The sequence below is a fragment of the uncultured Thermomonas sp. genome, from assembly GCF_937872235.1.
Lineage (GTDB): Bacteria > Pseudomonadota > Gammaproteobacteria > Xanthomonadales > Xanthomonadaceae > Thermomonas > Thermomonas beijingensis.
In genome coordinates this window covers 1-18,639 of sequence record NZ_CALMPC010000070.1, presented here as the reverse complement: position 1 = coordinate 18,639, position 18,639 = coordinate 1, and the positions used below count along the sequence as shown (strand labels likewise).

Below are 18,639 nucleotides of genomic sequence, written 5' to 3'. Positions count from 1 at the left end.
GGATTCTCAGACGGTAGCCAGCAGTGCGAAGAAGGATTGCAGCAGCGACGTGAAATCGGCAAACCAACGGCGTGCTGCCTGCGGTTGCGGCTCCAGTGTGTAGCTGTCATTGAGTTTGTTGGCATCCATCCGCAACAAGTTGCCGGGATCCAATTGTGCGGAGACCGCCTTGCTGCGGGTGACCAATTCAAGGCGCTGCCAGCTCTGCTGCGTGGTCACCGGGTAGTCGCGGTGGCTGCCGTCAGCAAAATTGACGCGCAAGGTCTGCGCGGGCTTGACCGTATCGCGGCGCACCACAATGACGGTGTGATATGGGAACGGGCCGGCACCGGCTTTTGCCTTCGGGTGCTTGGCTTTCCATGCTTTACGTACGGTTTCGATGGCTTTGTCGATCTGTGCGCTCCCCACCAGCACTTGCTTGCCTTGGTAGGTGAGATAGCCGGGCATCGGCAGCCGCTCCTGGCTGCTCATGCTGCTGATGCGGTCATCGGTTTTGCCGGTGCCGTAGATGTAAGCATCGAACGCGGCGTTCACGATCAGCGGCTTGCCGGTGCCCTCGGCCAGCGCATCACGCAGATCTGCCAGCGACGGGTGGCGGAACTTCCAGCGTTCGTAATACAGCTGCATCGCCCGTTCCATCGCCGGCGTGCCTACCTGGGCTTCGATTTGGCGCATGGTGGTCGCGGTGCGCGTGTACACCGTGTTGTAGCTGCCACTGGACAGACGTACCCATGAATTCAAGCCAAGCGGGTCGGCCGGGTCATTCAGGTTTGCACCCAGGCGCTCCATGTCGAATGGCGTGATCCTGGAGCCAATTCCCAGCCGTTTCAACCAATCGGTGGTGAGCACAATGTCCTGCTTGCGCGCGGTCATCATGCGTTGATCCCAATACTCGTTCATGCCTTCATCAAGCATGGGTTCTTCGAATTCGTTGGAACCCAAAATGCCGTAGAAGTAGCCGTGACCGAATTCGTGCACGGTGACGAAATCCAGCATGAAGCGGCTGGGGCTGCCCGCCGCAACTTGATCAGTGCTGTCGGCGGTGAAGAACGTGGGGTACTCCATGCCGCCGGCTTCAGCCGCGCCATAGGGCGGAATCACCGCGGTTGCCGTCTTGTACGGGTACGCACCCAGGGTTTTTGAGAAATATGCGAGCGAGTCAATCGTGGCCTGTGCCACCGGCTCGGCATTGCTGGTGTATTCCGGGTGGTACAGCACCTTGACTTCGACCGGCCCCAGCGGGCCATTCCACGTTTTGATCAGTGGCTTGGCGTAGCGCTTGTCGGCGGTCCACGCAAAATCGTGCACATCGTCTTGCACATAGTGATGCGTGGTTTTGCCGGCGTGTTCAACCGGCGTGCCCTGCAACTGGCCGGTGGCACCCACGGTGTAATCCTTGGGTACGGTCAGCTGCACGTCGTAGCTGCCGTAATCGGCATAGAACTCGCTGTGCAGATGGAATTCGTGGGCGTTCCAGCGCGGCGCGGTGGCACCGCGTTCGCCCGGCAATTCCAGTACACCGATCTTCGGGAACCACTGGCCAATCAGGTGGAAGCTGCCGTAGTAGCCGGTGCGCGCCACCACGCGCGGAAGTTGGTCGAAAAAGTCGATATCCAGGGTGGTGGCTGCGCCGGCGGCAACGGGGGTGGGCAGGTCGATGCGCACCACACTGCGGTCGGTCTTGGGGCCACCGTCAGGCTGCACGAAACTCCATTTGGCCACCGCGCCACCTTGTGCCACCTTGTCCAGGCGGATATAGCCGTATTCGCCATCCTTGGTGGCTACGTTGCTGCGGAAGCCGCCGCTGCTGGCGCGCTGCTCGGTCATGAAGGTGCTGCCCGGGCCATCAAACCCATTCAAGTACATATGCAGGTAAATGCTGCACACCGGCTGCGCGCTGCGGTTGCGCCAGGTGAGTTGCTGTTTGCCGGTCAGGGTGTGTTTGACCGGGTCAAGCTCGGCCGCGATGGCATAGCGGACAACGCGGTCGGACAGGCTGGCTTCCTTGCCCGTGCGTGCGCCACCCCACGCATTGGCAGTACTGGATTGCAGCACGCTCCCTGCATCACGACCGGCCAGTGGAATCGCGGCGCAACTACCGGTTGCGATGGGGGTGGCCGATGCGGGTTCTTTTGCCGAGGCAGGCAATGTTGCTAGCGCAAGCAAGGCGGGCAGGGCGATGATCAGACGGGAACTGTGCATGGGGGCGTCAATGGCGGCACAAGGCTTCTACAGTGTGCGAAGCCAGCCGGCATGGCAACATGCCGATGGTCACGGATAAGCGGAGTGGATACATGGAAGACCAAGCGGCCAGTGTGAATGTCGCACTGGCACATGGCCTGCAATTGCTGGAAACCGCACCAGCGCTGGCTGCGCAACAAGCGCGTGAAATTCTGGCCAGTGTGCCGGGCCACCCCGCTGGCGTACTGCTGTCGGGTCTGGCGGCGTCCGCGCAGAGGCAGTTTGCGCAGGCTGTCGAAATTTTGCGGCCGCTGGTGCAGGCACAAGCGGGCTCGGCGGTGGCGTGGCTGGCGCTTGCCGATGCGCATTTCGGGTTGGGGGATGATGACGCCGCCGATGCGGCGTACATGCAGCACGTACGCCTGAGTGTGCACACGGCAGAACTGATGCAAGCGGCCGATGCGTTGGCGCAAGGTGATTTGCCCGAGGCCGAAACCCGCCTGCGTGCGCGCTTGCAGAGGCAGCCCACCGATGTGGCCGCACAACGCATGTTGGCTGAATTGGCGGCGCGACTGGGTCGCAATGACGAGGCCATCACGCTGCTGGAACAAGTACTGCAGCGTGCGCCCAGTTTCGATGCGGCGCGCCAGAACTTGGCAACCGTACTCAATCGCGGCAATCGGCATGCGCAAGCCTTGGTTGAAATCGACTACTTGCTGACGCGTGATCCGTCCAGCCAGAGCTTGCAGAACATGCGTGCGGTGGTGCTGGGTAAATTGGGTGACTTCGATGCCGCCATCACCACCTACGAAGGCGTATTGGCGAAACTTCCGCAGCAATGGCAGGTGTGGCTGGGTTATGGGCATGCGTTGAAAACTGCCAACCGCAGCAGCGATGCAATCACCGCGTATCGGCGTGCGCTGGCGATCAACCCGGGCTTTGGCGGCGCGTGGTGGAGTTTGGCCAATCTGAAAACCATGCGTTTTGATGCCGCTGATATCGCCGCGATGCAAGTGCAACTGCAGCGCCAGGATTTGGATGACGATGCTCGCCTGCATCTTGAATTTGCACTGGGCAAGGCGCAGGAAGATGCCGGTGCCGATGCCGCCGCGTTTGCCCACTATGCACGTGGCAATGCGTTGCGCCGCCGGCAACTGCCCTACGATGCCGGCATGATGCGTGTACGCACGCAGCGTGCGATGCGCACCTATACCCCGGAATACTTTGCCGCCCGCGCTGGTAGTGGCAGCACAGCGCGGGATCCGATTTTTGTGATTGGGATGCCACGGGCCGGCTCCACCTTGATCGAGCAAATCCTGTCCAGCCACCCGCAGGTGGAAGGCACGATGGAATTACCCGCCATCATCGCCATCACGCGTGAGTTGCGTCAGCGGGATGGCAATCCGGAAACCACCGCGTATCACGATGTGCTGGCAGGACTGGGGCATTCGGAATTGCATGCGCTGGGCGAAGACTATCTTCGTCGCTGCCAGCCGCAGCGGCGCGAGGGCAGGCCGTTTTTCATCGACAAGATGCCGAACAATTTCGCGCATGTGGGGTTGATTCATTCGATTTTGCCAAATGCCAAAATCATCGATGCGCGTCGGCATCCACTCGCGTGCTGTTTCTCCAATTTCAAACAACATTTTGCACGTGGCCAAGCCTTCAGTTACGACCTTGCCGATATGGGCCACTACTATGCCGATTACGTGGCATTGATGGCGCATTTCGATGCGGTACTGCCGGGCCGCATCCACCGTGTCCTCTACGAGGACATGGTGGCCAATACCGAAGCCCAGGTGCGCGCCTTGCTGGACTACTGCGAGTTGCCGTTTGATCCGCGCTGTCTGCGCTTTTTTGAAAACACCCGGGCGGTGCGTACTGCCAGCTCGGAACAGGTGCGGCAGCCGATTTACACCGACGGATTGGCACAGTGGAAGCGCTTTGAGCCTTGGCTAGGGCCGCTGAAGCAGGCATTGGGCCCGGTGTTGGCGCATTATCCGCAGGTGCCGGTGGTAGAGGAGTTGCCGGATTTGCGTTAAAAACACGTAATTCAATCAAGGTCGATCTTGAGCGATGCTTGGGGCATCTTGAAAACAACAACAGCAATTTCAACTCGGAGGGGAGTCCGTGATGCAAACCAGAACGTCTATTCGTCGCTCCCGCGGCGCATTCCGCAATATCCGCAAACTGCCGCTGGCGGCCGCAGTGGTACTGGCCTTTGCCGCACCGGTATGGGCGCAAAGTGCGACTGAGCAGGCACCTGCCAGCAAAGAAGCCGGCAAGGACAAGGACACCCGTACCTTGGGCACGGTCACGGTAACCGCGCAAAAACGCGAGGAAAACCTGCAAAAAGTACCGATCAGCCTGCAAGTGTTGGGCAATGAGCAGCTGGAACAGCAAAACGTCCAGAGCTTCAACGATTACGCCAAACTCATCCCCAGCTTGAGTTACGGCACCGCCGGTGGTGGTGTGTTCTCCGGGCCGGGTTTCGTGCAGGTGTACATGCGCGGTGTGGCCAGCGGTGGCGATGGCAACCACTCCGGCTCACAGCCCAGCGTGGGCATGTATCTGGATGAGCAGCCGATCACTACCATCCAGGGCGCGCTTGATATCCACATGTACGACATCGACCGCGTCGAAGCACTGGCCGGCCCGCAAGGCACCTTGTACGGGGCCAGCTCGCAGGCTGGTACCGTCCGCATCATCACCAAAAAACCAGATCCCTCCGGCTATGCGGCCGGTTTTGCAGTGGAAGCCAATGCCATCGACGGTGGCGGCATCGGGCATGTGCTGGAAGGCTTTGTCAACTTGCCGATCAACAGCGGCAGCGCGGTGCGTTTGGTGGGCTGGCAAAAGCACGATGCCGGCTATGTGGACAATCTGCATGGCACGCGCAAGTATCCCACCTCCGGGATCGTGGCCGACAACGCCAACTTGGCCGAGAACAACTACAACACCGCAGACACTGCCGGTTTCCGTGGTGCTGCGCGTTTTGATATCAATGATCGTTGGACGATTACGCCGCAGATCATCGCGCAGAAGCAGAAGGCCTACGGCAGTGCCGGCATCGACCCGATGGTGGGCAGTGCCGCCGCAGGCTATGACGCATCCACCGCAGGAATGGCGGTCAAGCATTTCCATCCGGAATCGTCCGATGACCGTTGGTGGCAGGCGGCGCTGACGGTGGAGGGCAAGATCGGCAATTTCGACCTGACCTATGTGTTCTCGCATCTCAAGCGCGACGTGGATTCCGAATCGGACTACAGCGATTACGGTTATTGGTACGACGCACTGGCCGGCTACGGCGCGTATTTCTACGACAACAGTGGCGCGCTGGTGAATCCATCCCAGTACATCCAAGCCACCGATGGCTACACCCGCACCAGTCATGAGTTGCGCATTGCCTCGCCGCAGGACAACCGTTTCCGCGTAGTGGCCGGGCTGTTTTGGCAGCAGCAGGAACACCAAATCCATCAGCGTTACCGGATCGACAATCTGGCCGATTCGTTGTCGGTCAGCGGTTGGCCCGACACCATTTGGCTGACCCAGCAGGAGCGCCGCGACCGCGACCAGGCGATCTTCGGTCAGCTCAGTTTTGATGCGACGGACAAGTTGGAATTGAATGCCGGCGGGCGTTGGTTTACCACCCGCAATAGCCTCAAGGGTTACTTCGGGTTTGCCAATGGCTATTCGTCCGGCAGCAGTCTGGATCCTGTCAATCGCTATGGCGAAGCCGGTTGTTATGCGCAGTACGGTGCCAAATCGAATTGGGTGCCGTTTGAAGGTGCGCCGTGCGTGGTGGTGGATAAGGGGGTGAAAGAAAACGATGCCATCTACCGCCTCAATGCCACCTACAAGATCGATGACAAGAAGCTGGTGTATGCCACGTGGTCGCAGGGCTACCGCCCTGGTGGCATCAATCGGCGCGGGACCTTGCCGCCGTATGTGTCGGATTTCCTGACCAACTACGAGCTGGGTTGGAAGACGTCGTGGGCCGGCGATACCTTGATCTTCAATGGTGCACTGTTCCGCGAAAACTGGAAAGATTTCCAATTCTCTTATCTGGGCCAAAACGGGTTGACCGAAATCCGCAATGCCAACCAGGCCAAGATCGACGGCCTGGAGCTGGATTTGACTTGGGCGGCCACCTACAACTTGCAAATCTCCGGTGGTTTCGCATGGTATGACGCCAAGCTCACCGCCAACTTCTGCGGCTGGCTCAAGCCCGATGGCAAGCCCGAAACCGTATGCCCGGCCGGCTCCCTGGATCCCAATGGCAATGTGATCAGCGGGCCACAGGCACCCTCAGGCAGCCAGCTGCCGGTGACGCCGCGCTTCAAGGGCAGCTTGAATGCTCGTTACACCTTCGACTTGGGGTCTGGCGAGGCGTATTGGCAGGCGTCGTTGTCGCATGCGGGCAAGCGGCGCGTGGATATGCGGCAGGCTGAAACCGCGTTGTTGGGTTATCTGGACAGTTACAGCTTGCTGGATCTCTCCGCTGGTTGGCGCAAGGACAGCTGGGCGATTGATGTGTTCTTGAAGAACGCCACCAACGAGCGCGCGCAGATGAGTCGTTTCGCCCAATGCGCGGCGCTGACCTGTGGCCACGAGCCCTATACCGTGATCGCCCAGCCGCGTACATTGGGGGTACGGTTCAGCAAGGAATTCTGAGTTCAGTTGACCGGACGTTGTAAGCCGAAGGCCGCCGAAAGGCGGCCTTCGTGTTGCATGCAGTGGCGAATCATTTCCTAGCCGCCTTGTCCATTGTTTCCCGCACCGGCAAGCTGACATTGCACAGGTCGATATGGCCTGGCGGGTCGGTATAGAAATCGTCCTTGCGGTTGCGGCGTGCCTCGGTGGCGTCGATAAAGGCCTGGCTGTCGGTGCGCAGCAATTGCAGCGGGGTGCGTTGTTCCACCGGGACTTCACTGGCCAGCTTGATCGACACAATCGGCGTGCGCAGTTTCGGGTCGGTGTAGAAGCCCATCGGGGCCGGCCCTCGCGGGATCACGCTGAGCAACTCCATGCCTTTCACCACCCGGCCCACCACGCTGAGCTGATGATCCAGTGCACGTGGCGATTGGCCGGTGACGACATACAGCTCGGCGCCAATACTGCTATCCGGGGCATTGTTGCGGCCCGCGCCCAGCGTGCCGTAGCAATGCGTTATCCACACCTTGCCGGTCTTGGGGTTGCGCCCCACCGGGAAGCCATCCACAAAGCCTACCTGCGGTGCCCAGCCATCCACATCGGGCAGGCGGTCGAAGTGCACGCCGTTGTCGCTGCGGGTGAATTCGGCGGGTAGATGGGTTTGGGTGCCGGCAGGATACGGTTTGGCTTTGCCGGCTTCCTCGCCATCGGGGTCACCAAACTGCACCACGAAATTGTCTTGCGAGCGGTAGATGTTCAAGCCATCCCAGAACCCGCCTTTGGCCATGGTCTTGATATTGGCCACGTGCTCGGGGGCAAACCCCGGCGCCAGTTCAATGATCACGCGGCCGCTGGCCAGCTCCATGTACAAGGTATTGGCCGGATCGAGATCGCGCCACGCACTGGCCGGCGCGGCGTCGATGATGGCTTGCGCGGATTTTTGCTTGGCCGGCGTTGCGGCGTCGGCGGCCAGTGCGGGCAGGGCAATGCTGGCCGCGATGGCTAGCGTGAGCAGGTGGATACGCATGGACACCTCCGATGGATGTGCCAAGCGTAGCTGTTGCCCGTCAGTTCGGCGAGCCCCGCTGTTGCCGTGTGGCGGATACTGCGGCGCCTGTGTGCGCGGCAATGAACTGCCGCACCTGCGGGTACACCTCGGTGCGCCAGCGACGGCCACTGAAAATGCCGTAGTGGCCAGCGCCTTGCGCGGTCAGGTGTTTGCGATGTGGTGCCGGAATGCCGGTGCACAGGTCATGTGCGGCGCGGGTCTGGCCTTGTCCGGAAATATCGTCCAGCTCGCCTTCGATGGTGAGCAGGGCGCAGTCCTGGATCTTCGAGGGGTCCACCCGCTCACCGGCCACATCCCACAGTCCGCGTGGCAGCAAGTGCTCCTGGAAGACGGTGCGAATGGTGTCGAGGTAATACTCGGCCGGCATGTCCAACACCGCGTTGTATTCATCGTAAAACTTGCGGTGTGATTGCGCCGAACTGAGATCGCCCTTGACCAGATCCTGATAGAAATCCCAATGCGAGGTGCCGTGGCGCTCGGGGTTCATCGCCACAAACCCCATGTGTTGCAAAAAGCCCGGATACACGCGGCGACCTGCGCCGGGGTAATTGGCCGGCACCGTATGGATGACGTTGTTTTCGAACCACCACAACGGCTGGCGGGTAGCCAGATTGTTGACCGAGGTGGGGGATTGGCGGGTGTCGATGGGTCCGCCCATCATCGTCATGGAACACGGCACCGCTTCGCCGCGTGCGGCCAACAGCGAGATCGCCGCCAATACCGGCACAGTGGGCTGGCACACGCTGATCACGTGTAGATTGTCGGTGCCGATATGGCGAATGAATGCCTGGATGTAGGCAACGTAATCATCCAGCGTGAACGCGCCGCGCTCGGCCGGCACCATGCGTGCGTCGGTCCAGTCGGTGATGTACACCTTGTGGTCGGCAAGCAGGGTGCGCACGGTGTCGCGCAGCAGGGTGGCGTGATGGCCAGACAAGGGTGCCACCACCAGCACCACCGGGTCATCTTTCATGCGCGCCAGCCCGTCGGCTTGGTCGTGGTAGCGCTTGAAACGCAGCAAGCGGCAGAACGGTTTTTCCACCGCCACGCGCTCCACCACCGGGATGGAGAGCCCTTCCACGTCAATCTGATGGATCCCGAATTCCGGCTTTTCGTAGTCCTTGCCCAGCCGGTACAGCAGCTCATAAGAGGCCGCCGTGCGTGGCGCACCGGGCAGGCTGGACAACCAGCTTTCATGATTGGAAAACATCTTGGCACCGGCGTCGGCCCAATAGGTGCAGGGCGCCAAGCTGGCGCGCCAGAGTTCATGCCATTGGTAAAGCATCATTAGTGTGGTTCAACCCCATTTGCGGCGATGCAGCATACCGTATCGCATGTTAGCGGTTGTGACCTGGGTCGCGGATCAGCCTGGAAGCTCCAATGCAGTGGCGTGTGCTACCAGCGCCGGTGACAGCCAGCAATGCGAGCCTAGCGGGTGCAGGCCAAGTGCGCGCAAGCGGTTGCGATAAAACACGGCGCTGCGCAGCTTGAATTCGTGCTCGTCACCCACCGCACCATCGCTGCGTGTGAACACTTCGATGAAGGCCACGCCGCCACACAACTCGGCCAATGCGGGCAAGCCCAGATCCAATTCGCGTGCCTCCAGATAATGCAGCACATCGCTGCACACCAACAGATCGACCGGCGCACAGGGGCGCAGATGCTGGAAGTCGGCAAAGCGTGCGTGATGCAGATTGCGGGCGCGGCCATGCCGCGCAATCGCATAGTCGCTGCTGTCAAAGCCCAGGTACTGTACTTTGGGGCGCAGTTTCAGCAGTGCTGCGCGCCACGCACCCTCGCCACAGCCAATGTCCAACACGCTGCGTAGCGGGCGCTCCAAGTGGTATTCGGCGGTAGCCACGGCCAGCGCTACCTTGCGCGCCAGCCGCGCTGCGCCACCAATTCCTCCGCTGCGGTACCAGCGGTCGAAATAGGCGCGATCGTAGAGTTTGCTCATCGTGGCATCCTAGCGGCAATTCGTATTCGAGACCTGGCATGGCCTACTTGCTGACCAAAACGCTGCATATTGTGTTCGTGATGGCATGGATGGCGGCGGTGTTCTACCTGCCGCGTATCTTGGTCAATCTTGCCGAAGTGGGCGATGCACCCGCTGTGCGCCAACGTTTGCTGTTGATGGGGCGGCGGTTGTACCACTTCGGGCATGTGATGTTTGCCATCGCATTCTTGCTGGGCTTGGTGTTGTGGCTGCATTTCCACATCGCCGGTGGCTGGCTGCATGCCAAGTTGCTGCTGGTGGCACTGTTGCTGGCGTACTACATCGTGAGTGGTCGCAAATTGAAGCGTGCAGCGCAAGGCATGCAGCTGGGATCCTCCACGGCACTGCGCTGGTTCAATGAGTTGCCATTGCCGCTGCTGGTGATGATCGTGTGGCTGGTGTTGGCCAAGCCGTTTTGAGCTGGGTGAGAGCAGCGCTTGGCTGCGCCCGACATGTCACGGTTTTGGCAGATTCACCGGTACGCCATTGCCGTCACATGCGCCCTTGGCGCACAGCGCCGCACGCAGGCGCGGAGTGGCTTGCACGATGATGTGATACAGCGCGTTTTGCTCCAGCGAGCCACGCACCGCGTGGCTGCCGGGGCCGCTGGCCCACACGCCCACGTCTTCGCCACCGTGGGTTTCGCCGTTGAGTGGTACCAACGCTTCCTGCATGTAATCGACGGCGGTGGTGTCCACGTTGGACAGGTCAGGCCGGCCACTGGCGGGCATTACCAGCTGCCTGGGCCAGTGCGGATAGCGCTTGGGTCCAGCCGGTTGTGCGTCGGTGCCGCCGGTATTGCCTGCGCCGTTGGCATAGTTCAGGGTGGTGTAAGGCAGGCCCGCCAAATCCAGCGCCAGCTTGCCGGGTACGCCGTCAAAACTGTTGCTGCCGCGCACCTTGCCCAGGATGGGATTGCCTCGCGTGGGGTAACCGACAAAGTTGAGGGTGTGCGAATGATCGGCGGTTACCAGGATCAAGGTATCCGTGGTTGATGTCATGTCCATCGCAACCCGTACTGCATCCGAGAACGCAATGGTTTCATCGAGTGCGCGGAAGGCGTTGCCATCATGGCTGGCCATGTCGATGCGTGCACCTTCGACCATGAGGACATAGCCCTCGCGATGGCGAGACAACTGCCGGATGGCAGCGGCGGTCATATCGGCAAGGCTGGGTTCGACTGCGCCATCGGCTTTGCGATCCACATCAAATTGCATGTGGTCGTAATTGAACAACCCCAAGACCGGGGTGTTGTTGGGGTGAGCGGCCAATTGTGCAGCGGTTTCGACATAGGCCCCTTGCGGGTGTGCCTGCTGCCATTCCTGAATCAGGTTGCGCCCATCACGCCGCAGGCCGTGTTTGTCGGCAAGCCGTGAATCACTGTCGGCTGTTGTCAGGAATTCTTTGCGACCGCCCCCCAGCAAGACCGATGGCCCGCGCCCGGCGCGGGTGGCCTCGATCAATTGCAGGGCGATGTCCTTGCAGCCTTCAGTCACTGCCTGCGCGGGCAGGGTGGCATCGTTTTCCCAGTTGCGATTGGGTACGTGTGCATAGGTCGCCGCCGGTGTGGCATGGGTGATCCGTGCGGTCGTCACGATGCCAGTGGCAAGGCCTGCGGCATCGGCCAATTCCAGCCAGGTTTGGGTGTGCTTGTCCAAGCTGTCGGCGCAATTGTTTTTGTCGCCGGCGGCAACCCCAATGGCACCCATGTGCGATTTCACGCCGGTGGTAATGGCCGTCATGGTGCCGGCCGAATCCGGGACTTGGGAGTCGGTGTTGTAGGTTTTGCTAAGGGCGGTGGCCGGGAAATCCTCCCAGCTCAGGCGGTTTTCTTCGCCACTGCTGCCCTTGCGTTGGCCTTCCAGAATGCGTGCTGCGGCGACGGTGGTCAGGCTCATGCCATCGCCCAGGAACACGATGACGTTTTTGGCCCGGCCGCTCATGGCGCCGCGCTGTGCAGCCTGTGCGGCTCCATCACGGTACCACCAAGCAGGCGTTTCTCCGGCCGGGTGCGCCACGCGGGGAACATCGACCTGGATGGAACTGGCTGCAGGATTTGGCGGCGGCACACTGGCGCAGGCGGCAAGCACCAGGCTGAAGGTCAGTGCGAGTGGGCCAGCGATGCGATGCGAGATGGTCATTGCATCATTATGGCTTGTATCCAAGTCCGCAGTGTTGCACGCATGACACTGCCGCAAGGACGAGCCGTCAGGTATCGTTTGCGCTGGTTTGGATGAGCTCGCCCGCATGTTTGATTGGTGGTTCCGCATCAAGTTCTGGAAGCGCGTGGCCGCGGGCTTCGTGCTGGGCGCGCTGGCGGGATGGATCTTCGGGCCGAATGCAGATGCCTGGTTCAGCCCGTTGGGGGATCTGTACGTCACGCTGATCAAAATGATCGCGGTGCCCTTGGTGTTTTTTGCCGTGATCAATGCGGTGGCTTCCTTGAGCGGGCAAAAATCCATCGCCGCGCTGGCCGGGCGCACCTTTTTGTGGTTTGCACTGACTGCGATACTGGCGGTGGGCGTCGGCTTGTTGTTTGGCTGGTTGATCCAGCCGGGTGCCGGCGTAGGCACTTTGAAGATTGCATCGGACTATTCGCCCAAGGATGTACCCAGTGCGCTGGACATGCTGATGAATCTGGTGCCAGCTAACCCCTTCCAAGCCTTGGGTGGTGCGGCAAGCGCGGAATTGAGTGATGGCACGAAAGTATTGGTGCCGCGTAATGGCACCGTGCTGCAGGTGATTTTCTTCGCGGGGCTGGTCGGCTTTGCGATGGTCAAGCTGGGCGAAAAAGTAGCCGGCGTGCGCAAGTTGGTGGGCGAAGCCAGTGAGGTGATGATCCAGGTCACCCGCTACGTGCTGGAGTTCACCCCATTGGGGACGTTTGGTTTGATTGCGGCCCTGGTCGGTGGTTATGGGTTTGATCAGCTGCGGCCGTTGCTGATGTTTGTGGTGGCGCTGTACGCCGCTTGCGCGTTCCATATGGCAGTTGTTTACAGCAGTTTGTTGCTGCTGCACGGGCTTAACCCGCTGAAGTTTTTCCGGGGTGCGGCTCCGGCGATGGAAGTGGGCTTTGTGGCCTCCAGCAGTTTTGCCGCGCTGCCGGTCTCGCTGCGCAGTGCAACCCACAATTTGGGTGTGGACAAAGATTACGCCGCATTCGCGGTCCCGCTGGGGGCCACCATCAAAATGGACGGTTGCGGCGCGATTTATCCTGCATTGGCCGCAGTGTTTATTTCGCAATATGCGGGAATTGAATTGTCGTTGACGCAATACCTGATTATCGCGTTGGCTTCGGTCTTGGGAAGTTTTGGTACCGCCGGGGTGCCGGGTACCGCCGTGATCATGGCCACCGTGGTGTTGTCGGCGGCAGGGTTGCCACTGGAGACCATCGGTTATTTGTATGCCATCGACCGCGTGCTGGACATGATGCGCACGATGACCAATGTCACCGGCCAGGTGTTGGTGCCGGTCTTGGTGGCGAAAGAAACCGGGATGCTTGATCGTGCAATCTATGAGGCTGCACCGACCAATGTCGGCCTGCGTGAGGGTGATCCCAGCTAGCGGTTTTGATTTGTGTGGTCGTAGATTGCGATTGCTCCTGCAGATAGGCAGCCCTTGCTGAACAGGGACAAACGCAGTGTGCCTGCGGCGGGTATGGCTTGGTGAAGATTCAGCTGGCGCGTGCTGAAATCGACTGCGGATCAGGGGAACACCCAGCGGAGTAGCCAACATGCCCAAGAACAATACCATCGCCGTCGCTGTGGCCGCCTTATTGGTTGGTGGCGTGGCCACCGCCGGCTACATGAATAGCCGCAGTCACTCAAACACGACTCCCGTGCCACAGGCCGTGCCCGTCGCCGCACAATTACCTGCACCGACCACCGCAACTGCCTCTGCACCAGCGACGATGGCGGCCCCGCTTGCAACTGGCTTGATCTATGCCGATGTGCTGGATGTCAAACCAATCAACGCACGCGAGCCGCTGTATGCCAGCGTGATTGGCAGTGAGCCGATTCGCGAATCCAATACCGTCAACACGCCGCAGCAGGAATGCCGTGACGTGGTAGTGCAAGAACGTTTACCCGAACGCGATGGCAATGTCGGTGGCACGGTGGCCGGCGCGCTGATCGGTGGTTTGGTGGGCAATCAGGTGGGGCGTGGCAATGGCCGCAAGGCCGCGACTGTGGCCGGTGCGGTCGGTGGCGGCTATCTCGGGCATGAAATCGACAAGCGCCACCAGGGTGGTCGCGTGGTCGATCGCACCGAGCGTCAATGCCATACCGTGAATGCGTCCTCCACCCGTTCGCAAACCGTGGCTTGGAACGTCACCTATCGCAATCCCGATGGCAGCACCGGCCAGATGCGCATGGACAAGAAGCCCGGCAGTCGCATTGCGTTGGGTGATGGCAGCAGGACCGTGGGCTATGACGTCACCTATCGCTACAACGGCCAGCAGCGCACCGTGCGCATGGATCATGCGCCGGGCACGCAGTTGCCTGTGATCGATGGTCAGGTGGTTACGCAAACGGCATCGGTCGAGGGGCCGGTCAGTCGCTGAGCCTGTTGCGACAGTCGTGAACCGCCCCAACGGGGCCGGACACTCCGGCCCCGTTTGCTTTCCGGCAGAACGTTCGCGGACACTGGCAAGAACGGCATTTTGCACAGAATAATTGGGCAAATCGAACGTACCGATTGCACGGCCTGCGCGATTACAATGGCGGTTCGTCCAAATCGACCTCGCATCCATGGCCCTGCATCCGTACGATCTGTTTGATGTCCGTTCCCTGCTCAGTGAAGAAGAACGTGCGGTGCAGGACACCGTGGCGCGCTTCACCGACGAACGCGTGATTCCGATCATTGGCGATGCCTTCGACCAGGGCCGTTTCCCCAAGGAATTGGTGGCGGAAATTGCCGATCTGGGGCTGCTGGGCAGCTCGCTTCCCGAGAAGTACGGTTGCGCGGGTTTGAATGGCGTCAGCTACGGCCTGATTTGCCAGGAGCTGGAACGCGGTGATTCGGGTATTCGCAGTTTCGTGTCGGTGCAAAGCTCGTTGTGCATGTACCCGATCTATGCCTATGGCAGCGAAGAGCAGCGCCAGCGCTGGTTGCCGGACATGGCGGCAGGCAAGGTGATCGGCTGCTTTGGTTTGACCGAACCGCACGGCGGTTCCGATCCGGCCAACATGAAAACCCACGCCAAGCGCGACGGCGATGATTGGGTGATCAATGGCAGCAAGATGTGGATTACCAACGGTAATCTGGCCGATATCGCCATCGTGTGGGCGCAGACCGACGACGGCATCCAGGGCTTCCTGCTGGAAAAGGGCATGCCCGGTTTTTCCGCGCAGGAAATCAAGCACAAGATGAGTCTGCGTGCGTCGGTGACGAGCGCGCTGTTCTTCGACAATGTGCGCGTACCTGATGCCAGCCGCCTGCCCAATGTGAAGGGCTTGAAAGGCCCGCTGGGCTGCCTGACCCAAGCCCGCTACGGGATCACCTGGGGGCCGATCGGTGCGGCGATTGCCTGCCTGCATGAAGCGCTGAATTATTCGAAAGAACGCATCTTGTTCGACCGCCCGGTGGCGGCCACGCAAAGCGCCCAGCTCAAGCTGGCCGACATGGCGCGTCGCATCACCACCGCGCAATTGCTGGTGCTGCAACTGGGCCGCCTGAAAGATGCCGGCACCATGCAGCCGGCACAGGTGAGCTTGGCGAAGTGGAACAACTGCCGCATGGCGATTGACATCGCCCGCCAGTGCCGCGACCTGTTGGGCGGTGCCGGCATCACCACCGAGCACGCCGCCATTCGCCACGCACTGAATCTGGAATCGGTGATTACCTATGAAGGCACCGAGACCGTGCACCAGTTGGTGATTGGCCGCGAGCTGACCGGCATCAACGCGTTCTGATCTTGCTCGTCATTCCGGCGTTTGCTGGAATGACAAATCGGAGAGAGCATCATGGCGTTCCCCGACATCCACATCGAAACCGAGCGGCTGATCCTGCGCCCACCGCATGCCGAAGATTTCGATGGTTTCGCACAGATGCAGGGCGATCCCGATGCCGCGCGCTTCATTGGTGGCGCGGTGAGCCGTGCGGAAGCTTGGCGGCGTTTTCTGTGGCAACCCGGCGCGTGGCTGGTGCAGGGGTTTGGCATGTTTGGGGTGATTGAGAAGGCCACCGGATTGTGGCTGGGCCAGATCGGGCCGTGGAAGCCGGAAGGCTGGCCGGGCAACGAGATTGGCTATGCGTTTCACCCGCGTGCTTGGGGTAAAGGCTTTGCCACAGAAGCCGGTAGTGCCGCCATTGATTGGGCATTTTCCAGCCTCGGCTGGAGCGACATCATCCACTGCATCGATCCGGACAATATCGCCTCACAAAATGTGGCGAAGCGCTTGGGCTCGACGCTGCAAGGCCCGGGCACCTTGCCGCCGCCGTTTGAACATGTGGCCATCGAGGTCTGGGGCCAGACCCGTGTGCATTGGCAACAACGACACCTGCCTTAATTCAATCACGAGAACAGCATGAGCTTCGCCACCGTTCCCAATCCCATTCCGGCCCGCATGAAGGGGCTCAACCGCGCTGAAATTTGCGATGTCAATTTCAGCGAGTTTGTGAAAGGTTGGGCGGGCACGCCACAGTCAAAGCCGGCGCCGGGGGAAGCCATCCTCGAGGGCAGTGCACTCACTGCGCAGGGCTTTCGCGAGCTGTTCGAATCGCAGTTGATTTCGCGGCATCTGGATTTGATGGCGCGTGTGCTGCGGGTGCAAAACAAGGTCTTCTACACCATTGGCTCCAGCGGTCACGAAGGCAATGCGATGGTGGCGCGGGCGGCGCGGCATACCGACCCGGCCTTCTTGCACTATCGCAGCGGCGGCTTCATGGCCGAGCGCTTCCGCAAATTGCCCGGCATGGATCCGATCATGGATTCGGCACTGAGTTTTGCCGCCAGCGCCGAAGACCCGGCCAGCGGTGGCCGCCACAAAGTGTGGGGCAGCAAGCCGTTGTGGGTGTTGCCACAAACTTCGACGATTGCTTCGCACCTGCCCAAAGCATTGGGCACGGCGGTGGCGATTGAAGCGGGCAAACGCATTGGCCATGCATTGCCAATCCCCGAGGATAGTATTGCTATCTGTTCCTTCGGTGATGCCTCCAGCAACCATGCCAGCGCGCAGACCGCGTTCAACGCCGCCTCTTGGACGGCCTATCAAAAACTGCCCGCACCGGTGTTGTACGTGTGCGAGGACAATGGCATTGGCATCTCGGTGAAAACGCCGGGCGGTTGGATTGCGGAAAATTTCAAGAACCGTCCCGACCTCGATTATTTCTTCGCCGATGGCCTGGACCTGGCCACAGGCTATGGCGACGTGCTGCGCGCGGTAGAGCACTGTCGCAAGACGCGCCGACCGACCTTCCTGCACCTGCGTACCAACCGCATCATGGGTCACGCCGGCACCGATTTTGAAATCGAGTGGCGCTCGATTGAAGAATTGTGCGCGGTGGAAGCGACCGATCCACTGCTGCGCAGCGCGGCCATCGCGCTGGAGTCGGGCTTGATGGGCAAGGACGAGATCCTTGCGCTGTACGAGGACACCCGGCGCAAATGTTTTGCCGCCGCCGAAGATGCCGACCAGCGCCCGCGCATCGAAACACTCGAGCACGTGATGGCCCCGCTGGCCCCGTACACGCCGGACAAGGTGGCCGCGGAAGCGGTGCGGATGCCATCGCTGGAGGCGCGCATCAAAGCCTTCGGTAGCGAGGACAAGTTGCCGGAGAAGCAAGTCCCCAAGCATCTGGCGATCCAGATCAACCAAGCCCTGCACGACCTGTTTGCCAAGTATCCGGAGACGTTGCTGTTTGGCGAGGATGTGGCGCAAAAAGGTGGCGTGTACACCGTCACCAAGGGCCTGCACAAAGCCTTCGGCAACAAGCGTGTGTTCAACACCCTGCTCGATGAAACCATGATCCTCGGCATGGCGCAGGGCTTTGCCAACATGGGCATGTTGCCGATTCCCGAGATTCAATATCTGGCGTATTTGCACAACGCGATTGATCAGCTGCGTGGCGAAGCGTGTTCGCTGCAATTCTTCAGCAATAATCAATTTGCCAACCCGATGCTGGTGCGTATCGCCGGGCTGGGCTACCAACGTGGGTTTGGTGGGCACTTCCATAACGACAACTCGGTGACTGCGCTGCGCGATATTCCGGGGCTGGTGGTCGGTTGTCCCTCGCGGGGTGATGATGCCGCGATGATGCTGCGCACGCTGGCCGCGCTGGCCAAAGTGGACGGGCGCGTGTGCGCCTTCCTCGAACCCATTGCGCTGTACATGACCAAGGATCTGTACGCGGCCGGCGATGGCCAATGGCTGACCGACTACCCGGCGCCCAACCAAGCCCTGACCTTGGGCGAAGAACGTGTGTACCACTCGGACGCCAGCGACTGCGTGATCTTCAGCTTCGGCAATGGCATGCCGATGAGCCTGCGCGCCGCACGCCAGATCGAGGCCACGCATGGCTGGAAGGTACGGGTGGTGGATCTGCGCTGGCTGGTGCCACTCAACCACGCCGCCATCGCCAAACATGCCGGTGAATGTGCGCGCATCCTTGTGGTCGATGAAGGCCGCCACAGCGCCGGCATCAGCGAGGGCGTGATCACCGCGATCACCGAAGCCGGCCACGGCGGCAAGCCACTGCAGCGCGTAGTGGGGGCCGATACCTACACCCCGCTGGCCGGCGC

Annotated in this window: 13 protein-coding genes; 8 read left to right on the top strand and 5 right to left on the bottom strand. The window is 60.8% G+C overall.

All coding sequences use genetic code 11. The features are described 5' to 3' along the window. Window positions 1-6 precede the first annotated feature (6 nt). Window positions 7-2,202 (bottom strand): M1 family metallopeptidase, encoded by a 2,196-nt coding sequence (locus QWB57_RS06025; RefSeq protein ID WP_288968769.1) that lies wholly within the window; start codon window positions 2,200-2,202, stop codon window positions 7-9. A 92-nt stretch (window positions 2,203-2,294) separates the two neighbouring features. On the opposite strand from QWB57_RS06025, the gene QWB57_RS06020 reads away from it, so the two are divergent. Both QWB57_RS06020 and QWB57_RS06015 read left to right on the top strand, forming a co-directional pair. Continuing rightward, window positions 2,295-4,223, top strand: a complete 1,929-nt coding sequence (locus QWB57_RS06020; RefSeq protein ID WP_223626588.1) for a tetratricopeptide repeat-containing sulfotransferase family protein — start codon at window positions 2,295-2,297, stop codon at window positions 4,221-4,223. Window positions 4,224-4,314: 91 nt separating this feature from the next. After that, window positions 4,315-6,855 carry a TonB-dependent receptor gene (locus QWB57_RS06015; protein WP_288968767.1) on the top strand — a complete coding sequence of 847 codons (2,541 nt, stop codon included), beginning with the start codon at window positions 4,315-4,317 and terminating at the stop codon, window positions 6,853-6,855. Between the two features lie 70 nt (window positions 6,856-6,925). Here the strand turns inward: QWB57_RS06015 and QWB57_RS06010 are convergent, their stop codons facing one another. From QWB57_RS06010 to QWB57_RS06000, 3 genes are all read right to left on the bottom strand, one after another. Further along, the gene (locus tag QWB57_RS06010) at window positions 6,926-7,861 is read right to left on the bottom strand and encodes a peptidylprolyl isomerase (RefSeq protein WP_223626592.1); all 936 of its coding nucleotides are present in this window, start codon (window positions 7,859-7,861) and stop codon (window positions 6,926-6,928) included. A gap of 40 nt (window positions 7,862-7,901) precedes the next feature. Further along, a complete protein-coding gene (phaZ, locus tag QWB57_RS06005) occupies window positions 7,902-9,188 on the bottom strand; it encodes a polyhydroxyalkanoate depolymerase (RefSeq protein WP_223627730.1) in 1,287 nt (428 codons plus the stop codon). 78 nt (window positions 9,189-9,266) lie between these two features. Continuing rightward, entirely contained in the window at window positions 9,267-9,860 is a 594-nt protein-coding gene (locus tag QWB57_RS06000) for a class I SAM-dependent methyltransferase (protein ID WP_223626595.1), read from the bottom strand. Window positions 9,861-9,898: 38 nt separating this feature from the next. Between QWB57_RS06000 and QWB57_RS05995 the strand changes: the two genes are divergently transcribed. Next, window positions 9,899-10,318: a CopD family protein gene (locus tag QWB57_RS05995; RefSeq protein WP_223626597.1), complete on the top strand. Its 420-nt coding sequence runs from the start codon at window positions 9,899-9,901 to the stop codon at window positions 10,316-10,318. A 36-nt stretch (window positions 10,319-10,354) separates the two neighbouring features. On the opposite strand, the gene QWB57_RS05990 is transcribed toward QWB57_RS05995, so the two are convergent. Further along, on the bottom strand, window positions 10,355-12,040 hold the full coding sequence (locus QWB57_RS05990; protein ID WP_223626599.1) for an alkaline phosphatase: 1,686 nt from the start codon (window positions 12,038-12,040) through the stop codon (window positions 10,355-10,357). Between the two features lie 106 nt (window positions 12,041-12,146). On the opposite strand from QWB57_RS05990, the gene QWB57_RS05985 reads away from it, so the two are divergent. From QWB57_RS05985 to QWB57_RS05965, 5 genes are all read left to right on the top strand, one after another. Next, window positions 12,147-13,463 carry a dicarboxylate/amino acid:cation symporter gene (locus tag QWB57_RS05985; protein ID WP_223626601.1) on the top strand — a complete coding sequence of 439 codons (1,317 nt, stop codon included), beginning with the start codon at window positions 12,147-12,149 and terminating at the stop codon, window positions 13,461-13,463. Window positions 13,464-13,632: 169 nt separating this feature from the next. Beyond that, complete coding sequence (locus QWB57_RS05980; protein WP_223626603.1) at window positions 13,633-14,460, top strand: glycine zipper 2TM domain-containing protein; 828 nt, start codon at window positions 13,633-13,635, stop codon at window positions 14,458-14,460. 187 nt (window positions 14,461-14,647) lie between these two features. Then, complete coding sequence (locus QWB57_RS05975) at window positions 14,648-15,811, top strand: acyl-CoA dehydrogenase family protein (protein ID WP_223626605.1); 1,164 nt, start codon at window positions 14,648-14,650, stop codon at window positions 15,809-15,811. 51 nt (window positions 15,812-15,862) lie between these two features. Further along, window positions 15,863-16,408, top strand: a complete 546-nt coding sequence (locus QWB57_RS05970; protein WP_288968762.1) for a GNAT family N-acetyltransferase — start codon at window positions 15,863-15,865, stop codon at window positions 16,406-16,408. 18 nt (window positions 16,409-16,426) lie between these two features. After that, window positions 16,427-18,639 (top strand): thiamine pyrophosphate-dependent enzyme (locus QWB57_RS05965; RefSeq protein WP_288968761.1); only part of this gene is annotated, 2,213 nt, incomplete at its 3' end.

What these genes read in the sequence shown, in the direction of transcription:
- QWB57_RS06025 (WP_288968769.1), bottom strand. Translation starts at nt 2,202, where the DNA reads ATGCACAGTTCCCGTCTGATCATCGCCCTGCCCGCCTTGCTTGCGCTA.
- QWB57_RS06020 (WP_223626588.1), top strand. Translation starts at nt 2,295, where the DNA reads ATGGAAGACCAAGCGGCCAGTGTGAATGTCGCACTGGCACATGGCCTG.
- QWB57_RS06015 (WP_288968767.1), top strand. Translation starts at nt 4,315, where the DNA reads ATGCAAACCAGAACGTCTATTCGTCGCTCCCGCGGCGCATTCCGCAAT.
- QWB57_RS06010 (WP_223626592.1), bottom strand. Translation starts at nt 7,861, where the DNA reads ATGCGTATCCACCTGCTCACGCTAGCCATCGCGGCCAGCATTGCCCTG.
- phaZ (WP_223627730.1), bottom strand. Translation starts at nt 9,188, where the DNA reads ATGCTTTACCAATGGCATGAACTCTGGCGCGCCAGCTTGGCGCCCTGC.
- QWB57_RS06000 (WP_223626595.1), bottom strand. Translation starts at nt 9,860, where the DNA reads ATGAGCAAACTCTACGATCGCGCCTATTTCGACCGCTGGTACCGCAGC.
- QWB57_RS05995 (WP_223626597.1), top strand. Translation starts at nt 9,899, where the DNA reads ATGGCCTACTTGCTGACCAAAACGCTGCATATTGTGTTCGTGATGGCA.
- QWB57_RS05990 (WP_223626599.1), bottom strand. Translation starts at nt 12,040, where the DNA reads ATGACCATCTCGCATCGCATCGCTGGCCCACTCGCACTGACCTTCAGC.
- QWB57_RS05985 (WP_223626601.1), top strand. Translation starts at nt 12,147, where the DNA reads ATGTTTGATTGGTGGTTCCGCATCAAGTTCTGGAAGCGCGTGGCCGCG.
- QWB57_RS05980 (WP_223626603.1), top strand. Translation starts at nt 13,633, where the DNA reads ATGCCCAAGAACAATACCATCGCCGTCGCTGTGGCCGCCTTATTGGTT.
- QWB57_RS05975 (WP_223626605.1), top strand. Translation starts at nt 14,648, where the DNA reads ATGGCCCTGCATCCGTACGATCTGTTTGATGTCCGTTCCCTGCTCAGT.
- QWB57_RS05970 (WP_288968762.1), top strand. Translation starts at nt 15,863, where the DNA reads ATGGCGTTCCCCGACATCCACATCGAAACCGAGCGGCTGATCCTGCGC.